Here is a 21,471-nt window from a genome sequence, read left to right as displayed (position 1 = left end):
CATCAACTAAGACTTTTTGCTGAAGCAACGGAAATAAAGGGAGACAAATAATTCCTTGATGGGAAAAGCGATAAATGTGATGGGGTTAATGGTGACGATGATATTGCGGCTATCCCGTTTTACGCCGTTAACCACCTGGCGAGCAACCCACGCTGCACCCATAACACCCACCGGATTGAGTTTGCTTTTGAACGGTCCCAAAATTAGTTTACGGATCACACAGGGAGAATCCAAGCGCTTGAGGGTAATTACATCCCCCAACGCCCGTTTACTCAGTTCATACAAAGGGCTAAAGGCCGGATTTACTTCCGCCTCGGAGGTATTCACCCAAATCTCCTTGGTGGCAATGTCCCGATTAGTTTTCACTGTGGCTAGGAATAATTCCATCAGGCGCAGGGCGGAAAAAGTATTAACTTCGTAGGCTTCTTGAATGGCTTGGCCGTCCCGCCGTTGATGAACATTCACCCCATGGTTAATAACTAAAATATCAATTTCCACCAGCAAATCCTTGAGTTGTTCTTCCTGGCCAATGCACCATTGTTCCGTTCTGATGGGAATGGTTTGCCCTGCCCCGGCGACAGTGATTTCTTGGCCACAGGACGTAATGGCGATCGCCTTAGCTCCTTGCTGATGGAGTTCCTGCAAAAGGGCCTGGCCAAAACCACCAGAAGCCCCGGTCACTGCAATTTTTTTACCTTTTAGGGACAAAGCGGTGCCCAACATTTTATCTACCAAAGTTAAAGTTCCACAGAAGTAGGCATTGGGATCGTCAAAATGGTGTCGCCAATGGTAAGTCCGGTTCACCCTCCAAGGGGCCGGCGGCGCTAAAAATGGCCCAGGGCGGTGGGTCAAATCCGTAATTTCATCTGCCTGGGGAATACCTAAACCCCTGGCGATCGCCGACAGCAAAAAGCCTAGGGTATAAATCATTCCAGCACTGGCGGCTAGGATAAAGGGCCAATGGTCAATGCCTTGCCACACCCAGGTCAACAGTGGGGGCCAAATACCCAAGGTCAACATCACCAATGCTTCCGGCACATCATTGTACCAGTGGGCCTTCTGATAAATTTCTGTGCTCACCACCGATAAATCCGAGCGAAATACCCGATGATGCCAACCATGGAGACGGTACAACGGCGTCCAAACATGGGCTAAGGCATGGTAGTAGTCCCGCACCAGTTCGACCCAGACCACCGAAGCTAAGGCTAAACCCAACCCCATTAACCAAGCCATTGCCATATGTTAAAAATTTTTACTGCTGTGTTAAGTTTTGTTCTATCGATGGTAACGGTTTACGGCCCAGAGTAGCTCCCTCCCCTAGCGGATTTTTTCAGAGACTCCCGCAAATTTTGCTCCCTTGCTCCATGTTAGAATTGCGGGGATTTTTTCCAATTGATTTCCGTCCCAGTCCAGAGTTAGTAATTTTCCCATGAAGCTCATTGATTCCCGTGGCAGAATTTTCGGCATAGTCAGCCTGTTGGATCTGGGGGCCGCCTTGATCATTCTCATGGTGGCCGTGGGGATTTTCATTTTGCCGGGTAGTTCGGGGAAAAGCATTCTGGCCCAAGCCAATGCCGCCTCCATTGAGCTAACTGCCATTGTCCGGGGCTTAAACGTACTCGATCCCCAAGTGGTGCTAGATGAATTTAAAGCAGAGAAAACCAACATCATCATCCGTAATCAACCGGCTGGCCAGGTGGAAGTGGTTAATGTGCAGGAACTCCCTCGCAATTTGGCGGTGCCCCAGCCCGATGGTTCCGTCAAATCATTGCCAGATCCTCGGCCGGAGTCAAACTACAGCCGGGATATGCTCCTGACCCTCAAAGGTAGGGGGGATCTAACCTCCACCGGTATGGTGTTAGGGGGACAAAAGGTGAAAATTGGCACGGTTTTGGAATTGGAAGGTAAAAACTATAACTTTAATGCCAGTGTGGTGGGCATCAAACAACCCAATTAGCACCCGTCATTCCTATGAGAATTTTTATTAGTACGGGAGAGGTGTCCGGGGATCTCCAGGGTTCTCTGTTGGTTGAAGCATTAAAACAGCAGGCCGAAGAGAAAAATTTGGAGCTAGAACTGGTGGGTTTGGGGGGAGAAAAAATGGCGGCCGCAGGTTTGACCTTACTGGCTAATACGGCGGCGATCGGTTCGGTCGGTTTAACGGAGTCCCTCCGGTTTATTATCCCCACTTGGCGTATCCAACAAAAGGTTAAACATTATTTAAAAACTAATCCCATTGATTTGTTGGTTTTGATTGATTACATGGGACCTAATTTAACCATTGCTAATTACTTGCGGAAAACCTATCCTAATCTGCCAATTTTGTACTATATTGCCCCCCAGGCCTGGGTGTGGTCCCCCACTAAAAGGGAAACGGCCCAGATCATGGCAGTAACCGATCGCCTGTTGGCTATTTTTCCAGGGGAAGCGGAATTTTTCCAAAAGCAGGGTTTAGATGTGACCTGGGTGGGACATCCCCTACTAGACCGCATTGCCAAGGAAGCTCCCAGCCGACAGGAGGCCCGCCAACGGTTGGGCATAGACCAAGCTCAAACGGTGATTACCCTCCTACCCGCTTCCCGCATTCAGGAATTGCGTTACCTGTTGCCAGCCATTTGTGGGGCCGCCCAGCAATTGCAGAGTAAACTGCCGAACGCCAAATTTCTTTTGCCCGTTTCCCTGCAGGATTACCGGGGACAAATTGAACAGACCCTAGGGGAATTTAATCTCAATGTTGAACTCTTAATGGGGAAAGAAACCCTAACGGCGATCGCCGCCGCTGATTTGGCTATTACGAAGTCGGGAACGGTGAACCTAGAAATTGCTTTATTAAATGTGCCCCAGGTCATTCTTTATCGGGTTAGTCCTTTGACCATGGCGATCGCCCGGCGAATTTTTAAGTTTGATTTACCGTTTGTTTCCCCCACTAATATTGTGCTCAATCGGGGCATTATGCCAGAACTACTCCAGGAACAGGCCATCCCCAGTAACATTGCCCAAGCTGGATTGGAATTACTCCTAAACGGCGATCGCCGGACAAAAATTGCCCAGGATTATCGAGAATTGAGGGAAGCCTTAGGAGCGCCGGGGGTTTGTGAACGGGCCGCCCGGGCTGTATTGGAATTCGCCACCGAGGCTAGTCAATCAAATTAAGATTAAGACGACTAAAGTCTTTACCAAAGAGGCTTTTAGCTCTGGTCAGTGTCTTACTTTCAATAGATCAACTAAGGCAAAAAAAAGCAGGGCCTAAACCCCGCCTTGGACAATTATGAAACTATCAAATTCACTAGCCCATGGCCAGCGTACTAAACCTTAGTAGAGGTCTTCTTCTTTATGGGTTTCAATGGTGCAATCAGAAGTGGGATAGGCCACACAGGTCAGAACATAACCAGCTTCAATTTGGTCGTCATCCAAGAAAGACTGATCAGATTGGTCAACACTACCGGCGGTGATCTTACCAGCACAGGTGGAGCAAGCCCCAGCACGGCAAGAATAGGGCAGGTCTAGGCCAGCTTCTTCCGCAGCGTCGAGGATATAGGTATCGTCAGAGCATTCGATGGAATTTTCCCCATCGGGGGTGATCAGTTTAACGGTATAGGATGCCATAAATGTTTCCTCTTCTCAAAAAAACAGTAGAGATATTGCCTCATGAAGTCTCCATCGGGACAACTATAAATCCAGATCGAGCCACTTCAGAAAACTTAACTGTTCTGATACTACGGGAAAATCTTGAATTGACAAGGAAGCATTAGCAATGAAATGGCTAGGCCTTAATTAGATAATCTCTACTTATGTTTTTCCCTAGAGTATTTTTGCCCGTTAACCCGGGGATTGCACCGATGACCAAAAGCTAGAATCCTAGTGGTTAAGGGACTTTTAAGGACTAGGGAAGCAAAGATGGAAAGAATTAATCTTCCCCAGGTTTGACGATAAGCTTGTCTAATCATTGACTAGGGGCAGGGAGCTTCCCCCGCCGGAGAGCCAAATTATTGCTGGGGTGGGTGCTTGCTCAACAAAATGCCAAAATGGACTGCAACGGCTCAGTCCCCAATTGTACCGGTTTTGATAGTTTTGACCCCGGTATGAAACTGCCCCTTGCCCCATCAGCAAAGCTTGATTTATGTACGACGACGACCAACCCCGTGATCGCCGCTTACCTTTGGCCCCATTGGAGCGGCGGGGCTATGGCTACTTGTTGGACTTTGTAGTCATTTGGTTATTTAGTAGTTTGGCCGCCGGTTGGGTGCGGTTACTAATTTTTATCATCGGTTGGTTTGCCCTCCGGGTAGTCCTTGTATCTGCCAACCAAGGGCAAAGTTTGGGCGGCTGGGCCTTCGACATCAGGGTCGTGCATCTGAAAATGAAGCGTTTGCCGGGCATTTTGGAATTGAGCCAACGGGAAGGAATTTTGGGCACTGCTTCTTACCTAGCCATGGTGGGTTTGGATATTAACTTCACCAATGGGGTTAGCTTTTTGCTCCTGGTGGCGCCCCTGTTTGGAGATTTAATTTGGGCGATCGCCGAAGATAGTTTGGGACAAGCTTTCCATGACCGCATTGCCGGGACGGTGGTGCTGACTAGTCGGCGGGGTTTTTCCCTCGATTTAAGGCTGAAAAGATTTTGGTATGACCTCAAAAAACAATGGGATAATCGGCAACGAAGGCGTTAGGAACTTGGTGAACACCCTGATTTTGCGAAATTAAGTTAAAGTTTTACTGGGCCATTGCCCTATAACCTTAACCCCCGCCAGGATTATGGAAGACTTATTGGGTTTGCTACTTTCTGAAACCGGTTTGTTGGCGATGATTTACCTAGGCCTGAGCCTAGCTTATCTATTGGTTTTTCCCGCCCTACTTTATTTGTACTTACAAAAGCGCTGGTATGTGGCTAGCTCTGTGGAGCGACTAATCATGTACTTTTTCGTTTTCCTATTTTTCCCTGGGCTATTGCTCCTCAGTCCAGTGTTGAATCTGCGGCCCCGTCGTCAAGCGGCTTAAGACTCAATTTCCCCTCCAAGTTTTGGGTCTGTTCTAGGCCAGCAATAACTAACAGTTCCGACTTTCCCCTCCTTCACCACTAGCTAACCTAGGGAGATTTCCACTATGCGACGCATTGATGCTTTGGGCATTGCCCTAGGTTTTTTCCTTTTGGGGGGATTGGTCTATGTTGGCTTGCAAGCCTTTGGCATTGAAGGTCAACAGGCGGGTATTTGGACCCAGGCGGTGCTGGTGGGAGGATTGTTGATTTGGTTGCTGTCCTATGTCACCAGGGTGTTTACCCATGACATGACCTATCACCAACAGATCAAGGAGTACGAAGATAAAATGATTGAACTGCGCTGGGCAAATATGACCCCAGAAGAACGGGAAAAACTCCAAGCGGAAGTGTCAGAAGAAAAGCAAAAGGATGCTCTTAATTCCTAGAATCTTTGTCTGTGCGGGATTTTGTTGTTGATCCAAATAATATTTGCCGATTTTTGCCATGGTTCTACAGCCCATTTATCTCCCCCATCTCCTTAAACAACCCCGCTCTACCCAGGTTTTTCAAGTTGACCAGGCGATCGCCGACTTGGCCACTTTAACGCCGGTGCGGGGAGCGGTGACGGTGCGCCATGGGGGAACTTTTTTGGAAGTAACGGCCCAAGCGGAAACCATTGTGACCCTCCATTGTGACCGTTGCGCCCAGGGCTATAACCAAAAGCTGGAGTTGGACACCCAGGAAATACTTTGGTTGGACCGCCAGGGGGAAAATCCGGCCCTAGCTTCGGAAAGGGAATTAAGTTGGGATGACTTGTCAGAAGTGTTGCCCCCCGATGGCCACTTTGATCTGGAAACTTGGTTGTATGAGCAATTTAACTTGGCTTTGCCCCTGAAAAATTTGTGCGGCAAAGACTGCCAGGCCCCGGAAGTGCCTAACAATGGAGCCGACAATGGCTTTGATCACCGCTGGGCTGCGTTGGCGGATTTAAAACGACAATTGAATTGACCATTGGCCTAGCTGGTACAAGGCTCTGCCAAACAGTGGGAAACTGGAAAGGTTGATTTTAACCGCTACCGTTTTTGCTTGCGTTTTCCATGACCAGCGACTACCTCGAAAGAATTCTTAAGGCCAGGGTTTACGATGTGGCGATCGAAACTCCGTTGGATTTGGCTGCCAATTTATCGAAGCGTCTGGGCAATCGGGTTTACTTTAAGCGGGAGGACCTACAGCCGGTATTCTCGTTTAAGTTGCGGGGGGCCTATAACAAAATGGCCCAGTTGTCACCAGAGTTGCTGCAGCGGGGCGTAATTGCCGCTTCGGCGGGAAACCATGCCCAGGGGGTGGCCCTAGGGGCTTCTAAATTGGGCACCAGAGCGATTATTGTCATGCCGGAAACTACCCCCCAGGTGAAGGTGGAAGCAGTCAAAGCTCGGGGGGGCGTGGTGGTGCTCTATGGGGAAACCTATGACGATGCCTACGGCCATGCACGGCAATTGGAGCAAGAAAAAGGACTAACGTTTATCCATCCTTTCAATGATCCCGATGTAATTGCGGGGCAAGGTACCATTGGCATGGAGATTTTACGTCAGTATCAACAGCCCATTGATGCTATTTTTGTGGCGATCGGTGGTGGCGGACTAATTGCCGGGGTAGCGGCCTATGTGAAACGGCTCTACCCAGAAATTAAGATCATCGGTGTGGAACCGAAGGATGCCGATGCCATGCGTCAGTCTTTGGCCGCGGGAAAGCGGATTAAGCTCGATCAAGTGGGACTCTTTGCCGATGGCGTGGCGGTGCGGGAAGTGGGGGATTTAACTTTTCCCCTCTGTCAGCAGTATGTGGATGAAATTTTACTGGTGGACACCGACGATACCTGTGCAGCCATTAAGGATTGTTTTGAAGACACCCGCTCCATTTTGGAACCGGCCGGGGCGTTAGCCATTGCAGGGCTAAAACAGTATGTGCAGAGGGAAGGTTGCCAGAATAAAACCCTAGTGGCGATCGCCTGTGGGGCCAATATGAACTTTGACCGGTTGCGGTTTGTGGCGGAGCGGGCCGAGTATGGAGAACAGCGGGAAGCCATTTTCGCAGTGACTATCCCCGAAGAACGGGGAAGTTTGAAGAATTTTTGTGAGGCGTTAGGAAAACATAACATCACTGAATTTAGCTACCGCATTGCCGAAGGGCCTAATGCCCATATTTTTGTTGGCATTCAGATCCAAAATCGTAGTGATGCATCCCAGCTAGCCGTCAACTTTACCCACCAAGGTTTTAAAACTTTAGATCTAACCGACGATGAACTGACTAAGCTTCATTTGCGCCATATGGTGGGGGGGCGCCCTCCCCAGATAACCCAATTGGAAAATCAGCGGGAATTGCTCTACCGATTTGAATTTCCTGAACGGCCAGGGGCATTAATGAAATTTTTAGGCTGTATGGATCCCGCTTGGAATATTAGTCTGTTCCATTACCGTAACCACGGGGCCGACTATGGCAGAATCATTGTAGGTATGCAAGTTCCCTTAGTAGAAACGGCACAATGGCAACAATTTTTGGCTAATTTGGGCTACCGTTATTGGGACGAAAGTGAGAATCCCGTTTATCGTCTCTTTCTCCGCTAATTTTTTGCCCCATTCGTGCTAGTAATGGGAGGTATATTTGCTAGTTGCCTTAATTTCTGTCTCCGGTTACGGCTCTGGCCTGTGCCTGGGAAACAGCGAGAAATTATCGGTAAAATATCGGCGAAAGCCTACAAAAGTTAGGAACATTTTGGTAAATTGTCACGACAGGGGTAGGAAAACTTAAACTCGGTCATTTTGACTGAAAAAGAAAGGGCCTGACCTTAGTAGCTCCTCGCCACTGAGTTGCCGCTCCTTTCCTCCCTGAACCGATGAACTTGCCAATCTAGCAAGAATATTTGCGAGTGATGCCGTTTGCTCTAGCCCTGGTCAATGTTCGCCCTGGTCTTGCCTGCAACGATAGTTCATCCCATTAACCCCTTTCATTTTACCCAGGAAATACGGACGGTAAACTATGATTTTGACTAAGTTAAAAGACTTCGTCGGCATCAGTGAACATGATGAGTACGAAGAAGATTATGACGAAGAAATGGAGTTACCCCAATCGGTGGCCTCTCCGCCGCCGACCGAAGAAGTTGCCCCCCACCCTCGCATTAGCCGCGAGCCTCTAAGCTTAAATAATGACACCCCTATTGGTACAGGAGTAAGAAATAACGTGATTGGTATGCCCGGCATCAACAACAGTGTGGCAGAGGTCGTTGTGGTGGAACCCCATTCCTTCGATGAAATGCCCCAGGTCATTCAAACCCTACGGGAACGGAAGTCGGTGGTTTTAAACCTAAATGTGATGGACCCCGATGAAGCCCAACGGGCAGTGGATTTTGTGGCCGGTGGTACTTTTGCCATGGATGGCCACCAAGAGCGCATTGGTGAGAGTATTTTCCTATTTACGCCCAACTGTGTAAAGGTCAGTTCTTTGGCCGGCCGCAGTCAGGAAACCAATGACGCTCCCCCCGTTAATTCCAACGATTCTTTTCCCAGCTGGGGTTATGAGTCTAGCCGTTTGGCCCAATAATTACTGGGCAAATATTTTTGCACTGTTGCCAATTGTTGTTTCAACAGCCATGCCAGATATTTGAATATTTAAAAGCTCTGACCTTGGCGATCGGGGCTTTTTTCTTGTCCCTTAATTCTCGACAAATTCCCCAGCAGTTTAAAATTGGGGCAAGTCCTTGGTATTTTTCACCGTTTGGCTTAGTATTCCCACCATGAATGACTCCCCCGAAGTGCCTACTCCAGGCCCCACTCCCCATCCTGAAACCACCCGCACTCCTCCCTGGGGCATGGTTACCATGTTGGAAGAAGGTCCCCGCTATCGGATTAATCGCATTGTGGTCAAACCTGGACAACATATGAGCACCCAAATGCATTACCACCGCAGTGAACATTGGGTGGTAGTATCTGGTACGGCCAAGGTTACCTGTAACGGTGAAGAAAAATTGCTAAATCAGAAGGAATCCACCTATGTGCCTATGAATACGCCCCATCGAGTGGAAAATCCAGGGGTCATTGATTTGGTGATGATTGAGGTACAAAACGGCGAGTATCTGGGGGATGATGATATTGTCCGCTTTTCTGAAGAACTGCCAAAGTCCTAAATAAAAATTTTCGATGATTTGTATTGCCGAAAAATGTCCCAATCTTTTTTATCATATCGCTGACAATTTTTCTTGAAGAATATTTCGTAGAGCAGTTTCATTGAACATAGCCAGTTAGAATAAGTCTGAAATATACTCATTTCTAGTAAGACTAAGGCAGTCAAATTCACTGAAAAGCTTGTCAATAAAGACTTAAGCAGTTTCGAAATTATAGCCAACTGAAATAAGAGTGGGGCGGACGGTATGTATAATGCTATATTATGAATAATGACTAAACTAATAAGCAACTCATGGCATACGATCTAGATTTACGACTAAGAGTAATAAGTTTTCTAGAAGAAGGGAATGGTGTAACGAAGGCATCAAAAATATTTAAGGTAGGTAGAGAGACAATTTATAGATGGTTAAGCCGGGAAAATCTGGAACCAACGAAGGTAAAGAACCGGCGTCGGAAGATAGATATAAAAGAGCTGGAGAAAGATGTGATGGAAAATCCAGATATGCCGATGAAAGAGAGAGCAAAGAAATTCGGTGTAACTGCTAGCGCACTGTCATATAGATTTAAAGAAATGGGAATTACCAGAAAAAAAAACAGTTACTATATAAAGAAAGAGATGAAGAAAAAAGAGCAGAATATCAAAAAATCCTGAAAGAGCTAATTCTAATTTATGGGGTTGCAAGCCTTGTATTCATAGATGAGGCTGGTTTTGAGGAGTTTGCCTCTTCAGTGTACGGATAGTCAAAAAGAGGAGAGAGAGTATATGGGGAAAGGCAAGGAAAAAGAGGAAAGAAAGAAAACCTTGTGGCAGGTAGAAGAAAGAATAAAAAAGATTTAATAGCACCGATGCTATTTAGTGGAAGTTTAAATGCCGAAGGTTTTGAAGGATGGCTTGAATTATACCTGATACCTGCATTAACAATTCCATCGGTATTAATTATGGATAATGCGCCTATTCATAGAAAGAGTAGGATTAGAAAAATAGTAGAAGAGGCAGGACATACAGTTTTATTTTTACCTACCTACTCGCCAGATCTTAATGACATAGAGCATGATTTTAGTGCATTGAAAAGAGCAAGAACATACGCCTCTCCAGATGTAAGCATAGATGAAATTATTCGTAACTACTGTGTAGCATGGTGTCCCATATTTAATTTAACTAGCTATAGTCGTAAATCTAGATCGTATGCCATGAGTTGCTTATTAGTTTAGTCATTATTCATAATATAGCATTATACATACCGTCCGCCCCACTCTTATTTCAGTTAGCTATACATCAGAGGAAATTTCTTGGACATCAATGCCCCGTTCTCGAAATAATCGCACCGCCGCTGGCCGCACCTAGGATTCCACAAATTCCCCGAGGCTGTTGCCCAATTTTCCTATTTGTTCATCTACCCGTTGACTTTGTTCCTTTAGTAAACGCTCTGTTTCTCGAAATCTTCGCTCTGACTCCTCCCGCTGTGCCTGGAATCGGCGATCCATTTCCTGGGAACGGCGCTCTGCTTCTTGACGCATCCGCTCCGATTCCTCTCGTTGTTCCTTCTGGGCTTGGACTAATTCACCAAGGAATTGCCATACTTCATCCGCTGTTGTCGCCATAGTTACTTAGGGTTTATCCTGCCTATTCCTTAATTTTAAGAGATTACTGTTTGGGACAGGACGTGTATCTGTTCAACCTAACGCTTTGTTAAGAAGTCATACAAAAGTTGACGATGCTAACCAAATTTTAATTCTGGCCCGACACTATAGGGAAAAGCACACCATCAACGGAGCACTTTCCCATGGCTTTTAACACCACCAATCCCCTCATTCAGGTGGAAGACGACCGCACTGGTCTAAGCGTGGAAACCCTCAAGCGGGCTTTGGCCGATAATCTGTTTTATCTACAGGGGAAGTTTCCCGGCATTGCCACCAAGCACGATGTTTATATGGCCCTGGCCTACACCATCCGCGATCGCCTCTTGCAACGGTGGCTAAATACATTTCAAACCTATCTCAACTGTGACAATCGAGTGGTGTGTTACCTGTCGGCGGAATATTTGCTGGGGCCCCATTTGGGCAATAACCTGATCAATTTAGGGCTATGGGAGCCGGTGCAACAGGCGGTGGAAGAATCGGGGCTGAGCTTGGAGGAGTTGATTAACATTGAAGAAGAACCGGGGTTGGGCAACGGTGGTTTAGGTCGTTTGGCCGCCTGCTTTATGGATTCCCTGGCTACGTTGGAAATTCCGGCGATCGGCTACGGTATCCGCTACGAATTCGGCATTTTTGACCAGGAAATTAAAGACGGTTGGCAGGTGGAAATCACCGATAAATGGCTACAACTGGGCAATCCTTGGGAAATTGCTCGCCCTGAATCCGCTGTGCTAGTCAAACTGGGGGGCCATACGGAACCCTACACCGATGACCAAGGTAATTACCGGGTGCGCTGGATTGCCGGCAGTTTAGTCAAGGGCATTCCCTATGACACGCCCATTTTGGGCTACAAAGTTAGCACCGCCAATAATTTACGCCTGTGGAAATCGGAAGCGGCGGAATCCTTTGATTTTCAACGGTTCAACGTGGGAGATTACTACGGAGCGGTCCAGGACAAAATGTCCTCGGAAAATCTCACCAAAGTGCTCTATCCCAACGACGAACAGATTCAGGGCAAAGAGTTACGGCTGGCGCAACAATACTTTTTTGTTTCCTGTTCTTTGCAGGATATGATTCGCATTCACCTTTCGGACAATGGCAGCCTTGACAATTTCCATGAACATTTTGCGATGCAGATGAATGACACCCATCCTTCCATTGCGGTGGCGGAATTGATGCGTCTGTTGGTGGATGAGCATCGCTATGAATGGCAACGGGCTTGGGTCATTACCGAAGCCACCTTTGGTTTCACTAACCATACTCTGCTACCGGAGGCGTTGGAAAAATGGTCATTGCCCCTGTTTGGGCAAATGTTACCCCGGCATTTAGAAATTATTTACGAAATTAACCGACGTTTCCTGGACCAAGTACGGATGAAATATCCCAACGACGGCGATCGCCTAGCTCGACTATCCATCATTGACGAAGCCGGGGAAAAATCGGTGCGTATGGCCTATCTAGCCACGGTGGGTTCCCATGCCATTAACGGGGTGGCGGCATTGCACAGCGAACTGGTCAAAGAAACCATTCTGAAGGATTTTTATGAACTCTGGCCAGAAAAATTCAGCAATAAAACCAACGGAGTTACCCCCCGCCGCTGGATGGTGCTCAGTAATCCCCGCCTGAGTAATTTAATTTCCTCCCGCATTGGTGATGGCTGGATTAAAAATTTAGATGAGCTAAAACAATTGGAACCCTTCGCTGATTTGGCCGGATTCCGACAGGATTGGCAGCGGGTAAAACGAGAAGTAAAACAGGATTTAGCCCGCTATATTCAGGAAAAAAATAATTTAACTGTTAATCCCGATTCCCTGTTTGATGTGCAAGTAAAACGTATCCATGAATATAAACGGCAACATTTGAATATTCTTCATGTTATCCATCTTTATTTGCAGATTAAAAACAATCCCAACCTTGATGTCACTCCCCGCACTTTTATCTATGGTGGTAAAGCCGCCCCCGGTTATTTCATCGCTAAGTTAATCATTAAGCTGATCAACTCCGTGGCTGATGTGGTTAATAATGACCCCACCATTGGCGATCGCCTCAAAGTAATCTTTCTACCAGACTACAACGTTAAATTTGGCCAACGGGTCTATCCTGCCGCTGACCTATCGGAACAAATTTCCACCGCTGGTAAAGAAGCTTCCGGCACCGGCAATATGAAATTTTCCATGAATGGAGCTTTAACCATTGGTACGCTGGACGGGGCTAACATTGAAATTCGGGAAGAGGTGGGGGTAGAAAACTTTTTTCTCTTTGGCCTCACCACTCCAGAAGTGGAAAAAACTTTAGCAGATGGCTATCAACCTTGGGAATACTATAACAATAATGCCAACTTAAAGGCGGTGGTAGATCTGATTAATTCAGGCTTTTTCTCCCACGGCGACACGGCATTATTTCGCCCCTTAATGGATTCCCTGTTGGGTTATGATCCCTACCTCGTATTTGCCGATTTCCAAGCCTATGTGGATTGCCAAAATCAAGTGGGAGAAGCCTACAAAGACCAAGAAAACTGGGCCCGCATGGCCATTCTAAATGTGGCTCGCATGGGTAAGTTTTCCTCGGATCGTACCATCCGGGAATATGCAGACGATATTTGGTCCATTAAACCAGTAGTAATTGAGTTGGAAGACCTCTGCCCCGATGGCCAATGTTTGTTAATTTCCCCTAATAAATAATTACCTAAACATAGCTCTATTTCATCGTCAAAACCCTTCCCCTTGCCATCAGTTACATTTTGTTAAGGGGTTGTTACCGCTCCCACAATCCTCGTTTATTTTTCAGATAAAGATAATTTTTATCACTGGATTGTGATCATTCCAGTATCACCATGGTTAACTCGATGATGGGATGGTTGAGACGGCGGTTTTTACTGGTGGGATTGAGTGTTTTACTGATAACTTTTCTGGGAGTTTTTACTCCGACCATCGCCCAAAGTGAACAATGGCGATCGCTTTCCAATGTGGTTTGGGGTAAAGATTTACCAGCTTTTACCTATGCTTTTAGCAAAACGCCCCTAGTGCTTTACGACGGTGGCACCACTAAGCAGGTGGGTACCTATAACTTTCCTGTCAGTAAGGGTATGGCGGGGGTTTATATGAGTTTAGAACCGGGGGCTATTCGGGAGCTACACTGGCACGCCAACGCTGCGGAATGGGCCTATGTGATGGAAGGCAGAACCCGCATTACTCTCACCAGTCCCGAAGGAAAAGTGGAAATTGCGGACGTGGATAAGGGAGGGCTTTGGTATTTTCCCCGGGGTTGGGGCCACAGCATTGAGGGCATTGGTCCCGGTACCGCCAAATTTTTGCTGGTGTTCAATGATGGTACTTTTTCCGAAGGGGCGACTTTTAGTGTTACCGATTGGCTTTCCCACACTCCGATCGCCTGGGTGGAAGAAAATTTAGGTTGGACAGCGGCCCAGGTGGCACAATTGCCCAAAAAACAGGTTTACATTTCCTCCTACGGCCCGGCTTCTGGCCCCTTAGCCAGCGCGACCCCCAGGGGTCAAACAGCCAAAATTGAAGTGCCCCACACCCATAATCTACTGGGGCAACAACCCCTAGTTTCTGTGGGTGGCAACGAATTGAGATTAGCCAGCGCCAAGGAATTCCCCGGCAGCTTTAATATGGCCGGTGGTTTAATTCATTTGGAACCGGGGGCCATGCGTCGACTCCATTGGCACCCCAATGCGGACGAGTGGCAATATGTCCTCGACGGTGAAATGGACTTAACAGTTTTTGCTTCGGAAGGTAAAGCCAGCGTTAGTCGTCTGCAACAGGGGGATGTGGGTTATGTGCCCAAGGGTTATGGCCACGCCCTCCGCAATGGTTCTCAAAAACCAGTGGACATTTTGGTGGTCTTTAATGATGGGGATTACCAAAGTATTGATTTAAATAGTTGGATCACCAGTAACCCCAATTCGGTGCTGGGTAATACTTTCCAAATTTCACCACAATTAACCCAGCAATTGCCGGTTGAAGATGTGATTTTTTCTCCGTCAAAGTAACTACAATTACCTATCAATACTAGAGGGAAAGCACCGTGAAAATAGTAAAAATTATGGCCTATGCCCTGGTTGTTATTATTTTTGTGGTGTTTTCTTCCTTTCTAACTTCCGTTAATGCTAAGACCGTTAGCACTATTCGTTTGCCCGCTGTTTGCAATGCCAAATTATCTCCCCTGGCCCTGACTTGGCAATTACCGCAGGATGTGGAAGGGGAACTTAAACAAACTAATTTCAATGTTGTGCAACGGGCGGTGGATAGCTTTGCCTGGCAGGAATTCATTGCCCTGAACTGGCCGGCCCTAGACGGCGATCGGGGAGCCCCAGATAAAAATTTAACTATCAATGCTCCCGGGCCAAGGGTATGGGAAACCTGGAAAGAAACCAGCGAAGTTTACTTACCCAATGGTGCAGTGCCAAAACCATGGAATAACAATGAATCGTTACCCAATAGTTTAAAAGGGGATGGAAAAACCAAAATTCTATTTCGCCAAAGCAAAGTAGACGAAGTGCTCAACGACGACTTTCAACCCACCAAAGCTGATGGGGCATTGCCAGGGACTTTGACCGATCAGTGGGGCAATGTTGTGCGCTACGAAATTCGCATGAATAAGGTCTTATTTGATTATGTGGTGGAAAATAAACTTTATAACCCGGAACAACAGGCCCTTTTGCCTGAAATTGATGCCCCCGATGGCTCTATTTTGATCAAGGCCGCTTGGCGGGAAATTAACCCCGAAGAATCCGGTCGTTTCCACAATGTACCGGCCTACGTGCAGGATTTAACTACGGGGGAATATCAACTGCGCCAGGTGGGTTTGGTAGGTTTTCACATTATGTATAAAACCCCCAGCGCTCCCCAGTGGATTTGGTCCACCTATGAGCAGGTCGATAATGTTCCCGGTTTAAGCCACAGTGGTTATCCCAATACAGTCTTTTCTTTCCATGGCGATCGGTGTGTTAATTGTTTGACCAACCAACAAACGGTTCCTGGCATTCCCAACCAAGTTACCCGCCGAATCCCCATCCCCGACCAAGACCCCGATTGTAGTCAACCCACTAGGGCGGTGGATAACATTGCCGAGCTCAACCGCCTTGTGCAAAGAGGACTGGAGGATTCCGTTTGGAGCCATTACCAATTAATTAATGCCCAATGGGCCACTCCTAAACCGCCAACGGATAAAAGCCCCGATACTGTGTTTAAGGTTCTGCCGGCTTTGCTGGGTAATACCACCATGGAAACCTATATTCAGGAAACTTCCTCCTGTATGGGCTGTCACTCCATTGCCCGGAGCAGCAACGTGAAAAAATTTGCCTCGGCGGATTTTAGTTTTACCTTTGCCGATGCCCTCCCAACCCAAATTGATCCGCAAATCATTTCCCCTCCTAGTCAACCCATTACTACTTGGGATAATCAGCATTGGAACAGTATTCTGCGGGGTTACCAATTAGCAACCCAAACCTATGAGGAAATGCCAGAATTCGTTCCCACTGCCCAGCTCCATTGCGCCAGTTGCCATCTCAGTGCCGGAGCTAATCCAAAAGCATCTTCCTGGTTTGGCATGATGAAAAAATATCAATACCCAGAAACCATAAATCTCCAAAAACGGATCAATCTTTGTTTCGAGCATAGCCTCAACGGCAAACCATTGCCCATCACTGCTGATAGTCCCAATTTCCAAGCTTTTATCAGCTATATGCAGTGGTTGGATGAACAAGCGGAGGTGCTGAACATAGATTTACCCAAAACCCCCTATCCTCCCATTGCAAAACTGACGGGAAATCCAAATCAGGGCAAGGCGATCTTTGAGCAAAAATGTGCCTTTTGCCATGGTGCATCGGGACAGGGTCGCTATGGCAGTGGCACCTATTATCGGCCAGCCCTATGGGGGAACCATTCTTTTAACCGCAGGGCGGGGATGGCCAGAATTAGCACGTTGGCGGAATTCATTCACGGCAATATGCCCTATCAATTTGACGGGGTTTTGACTGACCAAGAAGCTTGGGATTTAGCCAGCTACATTGACGCCCAGGTTAGGCCAGACTGAAACAACTATCAAATCAAAAACAGCAAACTCATAGGATCTTGAAGACCAAGTTTCCCAGGACACTATCCCCAATTATTCCGATGCAGCATCAGCCATGGCAGATTTAGAGTCCTCCTCCTCTGTTCCCTCTACAGATTTTGATGGGGACTCAGGCTCAACTGTAGTTTCGGACGGCGTAAACTGGGGCGGTTCCCCGTCATCCCCCGTATTAACTTTCGGAATAAAACTGGGCCTTCTGGAACGTTCCCATCCCACCGGCCGCTTGGAGTTATACCAGGCCACCAAACCAATGGACACCGCTGCTACCAGCCCCACAACATACACTGCCACAAAATAAGTGGGAAACTTGCCGGCAACCGCCAGGAGGGATAGGACAAACATATTTTTAAGAAAATAACCGTGGGGGGGATAACGACCCCAATCTTAACAAAAATTGTTATCTGGGTAATGGCTGACTCTGGGGGGATTTCAAGCTTGCCATAGCAGATTTTTGTCGTTTGGTAGCCAATTTAGCAATATGGTTCCCGGGGGAGTGACCTATGATAAAGTGCCAGATGTGGAGTAAGATTAACGTCGGCTACACCATATCTGTGGCTGGATTTGTCTGAATCTCTGACCCTGGGCCCTTGACCCCCCTGGTTTGTTCCGCTACCCTACGAAGTCTCCCTGCCAGTCTTTTTTTATGCACCCCACCCTCATCAGCGCTCCCGATCGCCCCGCCGCCAACGATACAAATACTGCCATCAGTCAGGGTTCACACCAGGGACATCGCATACAAGTGATCCGTCGGGATGGTTCCTCTACCCCCCTCAACATCGGCAAAATTCGGGCAGTGGTGGATTGGGCCTGCCTTGGCTTGGAAGTAAATTCCATTGCCCTGGAAGCGGGGCTAACGACTCGGCTAAGGGAGGGTATTAGCACCAGGGAGATTCAGGATAATTTGATAAGTTGTGCCCTGGAAATGTGTAGCCCCAATGAACCAGATTGGCGTTATGTTGCTGGTCGCTTACACATTTGGAGTCTGTGGAAAGATACCTTGGTGCGTCGGGGATATCAGTATGGTCAATATCTCCGCACCGTACAAACCAAAGTGGCCAATGGGGAATATGACTCCCGCATCTTGACCTACAGTGAAGCGGAACTACACGAAGCGGGTTGTTGGATTAATTCCGACTGGGACACAGACTATGACTATGCGGGGGCAGTTTTATTAACTAGCCGTTATCTATTACCCAACGAATTACCCCAGGAAGCGCTATTGACCTGTGCGTTGCTATTGGCTTCGGTGGAAGCCCCCGATCGCCGTTTGCAATGGGCCCGCAGATTTTACGAGGCGATCGCCGCCCGCCGGATTTCTTTGGCTACTCCCATCCTGGCCAATTTGCGGGTTCCTGGAGGTTCCCTTACTTCCTGTTTCATTGTGGCCATGGAAGATAACCTGGAAAGCATTTTTGGTGAGATTACCAATGCCGCTAGAATTTCCAAAAATGGTGGCGGGGTAGGGGTAAACGTTTCCCGCATTCGGGCCACCGGCAGTTGGGTAATGGGCAAACCCAATGCTTCCGGGGGAGTAATTCCCTGGACGAAATTGCTTAACGATACGGCGATCGCCGTCAACCAGGGGGGACGCAGGGCCGGAGCCGTAACCGTGGGGTTAGATGTGTGGCACTTAGATGTGCCGGAATTCTTGGAAATGCAGGCGGAAAACGGCGATCAACGGCGCAAAGCCTATGATATTTTCCCCCAGTTGATCCTGCCTGATGAATTTATGCGACGGGTGATTAACAAGGAAGATTGGACGTTGCTTGACCCCTACGAAGTCAGGGAAAAAATGGGCATTGAATTAGCTGAACTCTGGGGTGAACAATTTGAGAATGCTTACCGGGAAATTGAATCCAAACTAGATATAACTATCACGCTCTACAAGCGCATTAACGCCCGGGAATTGTTTAAACAGATAATGCGTACCCAGGTGGAAACAGGGATGCCCTACCTTTCATTTAAAGACACCATCAATAAGGCTAATCCCAATAAGCATTTGGGTTATATCCCCGGTACCAATCTTTGTTGCGAATCATTCTCCAACGTTACCCCCGGTCAAGATGCCCATTGCTGCAACCTTGTTTCCCTCAACCTTGCCAACCTAGACTTGCAGGACATCGCTGGGGTCAGCCAAATAGCAGTGCGGATGCTGGACAACACCATTGAGTTAACCGCCCCTCCCTTTGCCGATGCCAAAAGCCATAACAATAAATACCGCACCATCGGGGTGGGAGCCATGGGGTTAGCTGACTGGCTAGCTAAACGTCGCCTTAGTTACGACCAGTTAGCAGACATTAATCGCTTGTTCGAGGAAATTGGCTATTGGTGTACCCAATCATCCATGGAATTAGCCAAGGAACGGGGAGCTTATCCTGCTTTCCCCGGTAGTGATTGGCAAAAAGGCTTGTTAATTGGCTCCAAGCCCGTTAGTTGGTTCCAGGCCAATGCGGCTAAACCGGAACGGTGGGAAAAGCTTGCCAACGATATTCAAACCCATGGTATTCGCAACTCCCACATCACAGCGATCGCCCCTAACACATCATCTTCCCTAGTCCAGGGTTGCACCGCTAGTATTTTGCCCGTCTATAGCCGCTTCTTTTACGACAAATGGGCCAAGGGTACCGTCCCCATTGCTCCCCCCTTCATTGGCAATTGTTTCTGGTTCTATCCCGAAAATAAAACCATGGATCAGCGCAAGGTAGTAAAAGCCGTTGCCGCCATCCAACAATGGACAGATACGGGCATTTCCATGGAGTTGCTATTTAACCTCAATGCCGGGGTCTACTTTCCTGAGGAACCGGAAAGAAGCCTTAATGCCAAGGATATTTTTGACACCCTAGTTATGGCGTGGGAAGCGGGTTGTAAAGCCATTTACTATATCCGCACAGTACAGAAGGATGATTTTAAAGATTCCTCCGATGGCTGCGTAGCATGTGCTAATTAAGCGGCTTATCTGCTGGCAATCATCTAAATATTGAACGGGAAAATACGAAGTGTTATCATGTGCTTCTATAAGGAGAGCACCATGAAACACATTATTGACAAGTCGTTTTTGAATGGGCTGGCACGGACACTCGACATCTCCGGGGTCTATTTTGCCACTTCGCCTATCCGTCGAAAGTATATTTCAGAATCAGGAAATTTGAGGAGTTCTCGCCTATTGTCTCGTCGTCCTGACTTAGTGGATTCTCGTAGTATTCGTTCCGACTTTGAGGCCATTGGTAATGATTTTAAGTCGGTCATTCATCAATATAAAAAAGATAGGCAAACTATTTAAGTTTGTGAGGCTTAAACCATGCCAGATGATAATGATATGCCTTCTCAAATAGAGGTGTCTAATGCATCTAATAAATCAAATATAACTGAACAAATAGACTCAAAAATAATTCAGGAACTAATTGAAGATGTTAGTGAACTTAAAGAAATATTGAGACAGGAAGTAGTTGAAATAAAAAGCATTGAAAGGAGATTTTATTCTGGTCCTATCCCTCCGCCCGAAATAATTAGAGGATATGAAGAAGTTGTACAAGGCAGTGCAGATAGAATACTAAAAATGACGGAAAAGCAACTCGAACACAGAATTGCGACCGAAAATAAACAGCTAGACCACAGCATTAAAAGTGAGACTAAGCTCATTAATAACGAAGCTTCATTGAGCTATCTTGGTTTAGTTGCCGGTTTTATGATTGCTATGTTTGGATTGTCCGGTGCCATTTATTTGGGCATAAAAGACAAGCCTGTCGCTTCTGCAAGTATGACTGGATTTGCATTGGTTAGCTTAGTTAGTGTTTTTATTAGTGGTAAATCCATAATTAAAAAACAGTCCCCAAAAGACAATGATTTAAAGGAAAATCAAGACAACTAAATTAGAGTTAGAATATTAATAATCATCTGAATTTTATGTAGAATTTTCATGATGATTACTCACAAAACTGTGGACTTTATTTTTCCCAAAAGTCCGCTAGGGTGTAACCTAACCGTTGTAGTAATGACCGCAGGATAGGCAAGCTCAAACCAATGACATTGCTGGAACAACCATCCAGTTTGTTGACCAACATTCCTCCCTTTCCTTCCAGGGCAAAAGCTCCGGCACATTGCAGGGGTTCCCCACTTTGGACATAGGCGTGAATGGTGGCGTCATCGGCATCGGCAAAATGGACTTTGGTTAATCCCGTTTGACAAAGACAACGATTTTGGATGCGGTCAATTAGCGCATGGCCCGTGTACAGTTCCCCCACCTGACCCCGCATTGCTTGCCACCGGGCGATCGCCACTGAGGGGGACTCCGGTTTACCGTAGGTTTGGCCATTGACCGATAATAGGGAATCACAGCCGAGGATGAGGGCATCGGCAAATTTGCTAGCCACCGTTTCTGCTTTGGCTTTGGCTAGGGCTTCCACCAACTCCACCGTATTGTCAGCGTTGAGGGAAGATTCATCAAAATTGCTCACAGCCACCACGGGGGAAATGCCGGCCATTTCCAGCAGACGTTTGCGGGCAGGGGAAGCGGAAGCAAGGACAAAGGTTGGGGGCATAATTGTTCAATGATTAAATTGACTTCCACTGTACTATAAAGACC

The 21,471-nt window shown here is 47.2% G+C and carries 22 protein-coding genes; 17 read left to right on the top strand and 5 right to left on the bottom strand.

Annotated features, from left to right (window positions below; genetic code table 11):
- Nucleotides 1-6: 6 nt before the first annotated feature.
- Complete coding sequence (locus D082_RS00460) at nucleotides 7-1,239, bottom strand: bifunctional sterol desaturase/short chain dehydrogenase (protein WP_028946894.1); 1,233 nt, start codon at nucleotides 1,237-1,239, stop codon at nucleotides 7-9.
- Nucleotides 1,240-1,429: 190 nt separating this feature from the next.
- Between D082_RS00460 and D082_RS00455 the strand changes: the two genes are divergently transcribed.
- Complete coding sequence (locus D082_RS00455) at nucleotides 1,430-1,957, top strand: DUF4330 domain-containing protein (protein WP_028946895.1); 528 nt, start codon at nucleotides 1,430-1,432, stop codon at nucleotides 1,955-1,957.
- A gap of 14 nt (nucleotides 1,958-1,971) precedes the next feature.
- On the top strand, nucleotides 1,972-3,153 hold the full coding sequence (gene lpxB / locus D082_RS00450; protein WP_028946896.1) for a lipid-A-disaccharide synthase: 1,182 nt from the start codon (nucleotides 1,972-1,974) through the stop codon (nucleotides 3,151-3,153).
- 159 nt (nucleotides 3,154-3,312) lie between these two features.
- On the opposite strand, the gene petF1 is transcribed toward lpxB, so the two are convergent.
- Nucleotides 3,313-3,606 carry a ferredoxin PetF1 gene (gene petF1, locus D082_RS00445; protein WP_028946897.1) on the bottom strand — a complete coding sequence of 98 codons (294 nt, stop codon included), beginning with the start codon at nucleotides 3,604-3,606 and terminating at the stop codon, nucleotides 3,313-3,315.
- Nucleotides 3,607-4,120: 514 nt separating this feature from the next.
- Here petF1 and D082_RS00440 point away from each other — a divergent pair.
- The 9 genes from D082_RS00440 to D082_RS18835 all read left to right on the top strand — a co-directional run bounded on the left by D082_RS00440 (nucleotide 4,121) and on the right by D082_RS18835 (nucleotide 10,367).
- A complete protein-coding gene (locus D082_RS00440; RefSeq protein ID WP_028946898.1) occupies nucleotides 4,121-4,669 on the top strand; it encodes an RDD family protein in 549 nt (182 codons plus the stop codon).
- Between the two features lie 85 nt (nucleotides 4,670-4,754).
- The gene (gene ndhL, locus D082_RS00435) at nucleotides 4,755-4,997 is read left to right on the top strand and encodes an NAD(P)H-quinone oxidoreductase subunit L (protein ID WP_028946899.1); all 243 of its coding nucleotides are present in this window, start codon (nucleotides 4,755-4,757) and stop codon (nucleotides 4,995-4,997) included.
- Nucleotides 4,998-5,102: 105 nt separating this feature from the next.
- Nucleotides 5,103-5,423 (top strand): DUF3007 family protein, encoded by a 321-nt coding sequence (locus D082_RS00430; RefSeq protein WP_028946900.1) that lies wholly within the window; start codon nucleotides 5,103-5,105, stop codon nucleotides 5,421-5,423.
- A 58-nt stretch (nucleotides 5,424-5,481) separates the two neighbouring features.
- A complete protein-coding gene (locus D082_RS00425) occupies nucleotides 5,482-5,985 on the top strand; it encodes a DUF177 domain-containing protein (RefSeq protein ID WP_028946901.1) in 504 nt (167 codons plus the stop codon).
- An 89-nt stretch (nucleotides 5,986-6,074) separates the two neighbouring features.
- On the top strand, nucleotides 6,075-7,601 hold the full coding sequence (gene ilvA / locus D082_RS00420) for a threonine ammonia-lyase, biosynthetic (RefSeq protein WP_028946902.1): 1,527 nt from the start codon (nucleotides 6,075-6,077) through the stop codon (nucleotides 7,599-7,601).
- Nucleotides 7,602-8,013: 412 nt separating this feature from the next.
- Nucleotides 8,014-8,574 (top strand): cell division protein SepF, encoded by a 561-nt coding sequence (locus D082_RS00415; protein ID WP_028946903.1) that lies wholly within the window; start codon nucleotides 8,014-8,016, stop codon nucleotides 8,572-8,574.
- Between the two features lie 193 nt (nucleotides 8,575-8,767).
- Nucleotides 8,768-9,157: a phosphomannose isomerase type II C-terminal cupin domain gene (locus D082_RS00410; RefSeq protein WP_028946904.1), complete on the top strand. Its 390-nt coding sequence runs from the start codon at nucleotides 8,768-8,770 to the stop codon at nucleotides 9,155-9,157.
- Nucleotides 9,158-9,447: 290 nt separating this feature from the next.
- The gene (locus tag D082_RS18840; protein WP_038529801.1) at nucleotides 9,448-9,807 is read left to right on the top strand and encodes an IS630 transposase-related protein; all 360 of its coding nucleotides are present in this window, start codon (nucleotides 9,448-9,450) and stop codon (nucleotides 9,805-9,807) included.
- Between the two features lie 152 nt (nucleotides 9,808-9,959).
- Nucleotides 9,960-10,367: a transposase gene (locus D082_RS18835; protein WP_238546772.1), complete on the top strand. Its 408-nt coding sequence runs from the start codon at nucleotides 9,960-9,962 to the stop codon at nucleotides 10,365-10,367.
- 129 nt (nucleotides 10,368-10,496) lie between these two features.
- Here the strand turns inward: D082_RS18835 and D082_RS00400 are convergent, their stop codons facing one another.
- A complete protein-coding gene (locus D082_RS00400; protein ID WP_051738618.1) occupies nucleotides 10,497-10,757 on the bottom strand; it encodes a hypothetical protein in 261 nt (86 codons plus the stop codon).
- A gap of 182 nt (nucleotides 10,758-10,939) precedes the next feature.
- Here D082_RS00400 and D082_RS00395 point away from each other — a divergent pair, with 182 nt between their 5' ends.
- From D082_RS00395 to D082_RS00385, 3 genes are all read left to right on the top strand, one after another.
- Entirely contained in the window at nucleotides 10,940-13,474 is a 2,535-nt protein-coding gene (locus D082_RS00395; protein ID WP_028946905.1) for a glycogen/starch/alpha-glucan phosphorylase, read from the top strand.
- Between the two features lie 152 nt (nucleotides 13,475-13,626).
- Nucleotides 13,627-14,805 carry a cupin domain-containing protein gene (locus D082_RS00390; protein ID WP_028946906.1) on the top strand — a complete coding sequence of 393 codons (1,179 nt, stop codon included), beginning with the start codon at nucleotides 13,627-13,629 and terminating at the stop codon, nucleotides 14,803-14,805.
- A 35-nt stretch (nucleotides 14,806-14,840) separates the two neighbouring features.
- Nucleotides 14,841-16,850, top strand: coding sequence for a c-type cytochrome (locus tag D082_RS00385; protein WP_028946907.1), 2,010 nt, complete (start codon nucleotides 14,841-14,843; stop codon nucleotides 16,848-16,850).
- Nucleotides 16,851-16,922: 72 nt separating this feature from the next.
- Here the strand turns inward: D082_RS00385 and psb35 are convergent, their stop codons facing one another.
- A complete protein-coding gene (psb35, locus tag D082_RS00380; RefSeq protein WP_238546771.1) occupies nucleotides 16,923-17,231 on the bottom strand; it encodes a photosystem II assembly protein Psb35 in 309 nt (102 codons plus the stop codon).
- Nucleotides 17,232-17,532: 301 nt separating this feature from the next.
- On the opposite strand from psb35, the gene D082_RS00375 reads away from it, so the two are divergent.
- From D082_RS00375 to D082_RS00370, 3 genes are all read left to right on the top strand, one after another.
- Nucleotides 17,533-19,836 (top strand): ribonucleoside-diphosphate reductase subunit alpha, encoded by a 2,304-nt coding sequence (locus D082_RS00375; protein WP_028946908.1) that lies wholly within the window; start codon nucleotides 17,533-17,535, stop codon nucleotides 19,834-19,836.
- 81 nt (nucleotides 19,837-19,917) lie between these two features.
- Nucleotides 19,918-20,169 carry a hypothetical protein gene (locus tag D082_RS18195; RefSeq protein ID WP_144428704.1) on the top strand — a complete coding sequence of 84 codons (252 nt, stop codon included), beginning with the start codon at nucleotides 19,918-19,920 and terminating at the stop codon, nucleotides 20,167-20,169.
- An 18-nt stretch (nucleotides 20,170-20,187) separates the two neighbouring features.
- Complete coding sequence (locus D082_RS00370) at nucleotides 20,188-20,757, top strand: DUF2335 domain-containing protein (RefSeq protein WP_028946909.1); 570 nt, start codon at nucleotides 20,188-20,190, stop codon at nucleotides 20,755-20,757.
- A 76-nt stretch (nucleotides 20,758-20,833) separates the two neighbouring features.
- Here D082_RS00370 and D082_RS00365 read toward each other — a convergent pair whose 3' ends face one another.
- Complete coding sequence (locus tag D082_RS00365) at nucleotides 20,834-21,427, bottom strand: Maf family nucleotide pyrophosphatase (RefSeq protein WP_028946910.1); 594 nt, start codon at nucleotides 21,425-21,427, stop codon at nucleotides 20,834-20,836.
- Nucleotides 21,428-21,471 lie beyond the last annotated feature (44 nt).

Origin of the sequence: Synechocystis sp. PCC 6714, from assembly GCF_000478825.2 — a bacterium.
Classification (GTDB): domain Bacteria; phylum Cyanobacteriota; class Cyanobacteriia; order Cyanobacteriales; family Microcystaceae; genus Synechocystis.
The sequence above is the reverse complement of the archived record's forward strand: the minus strand, read 5'-3'. Positions and strand labels throughout refer to the sequence as shown.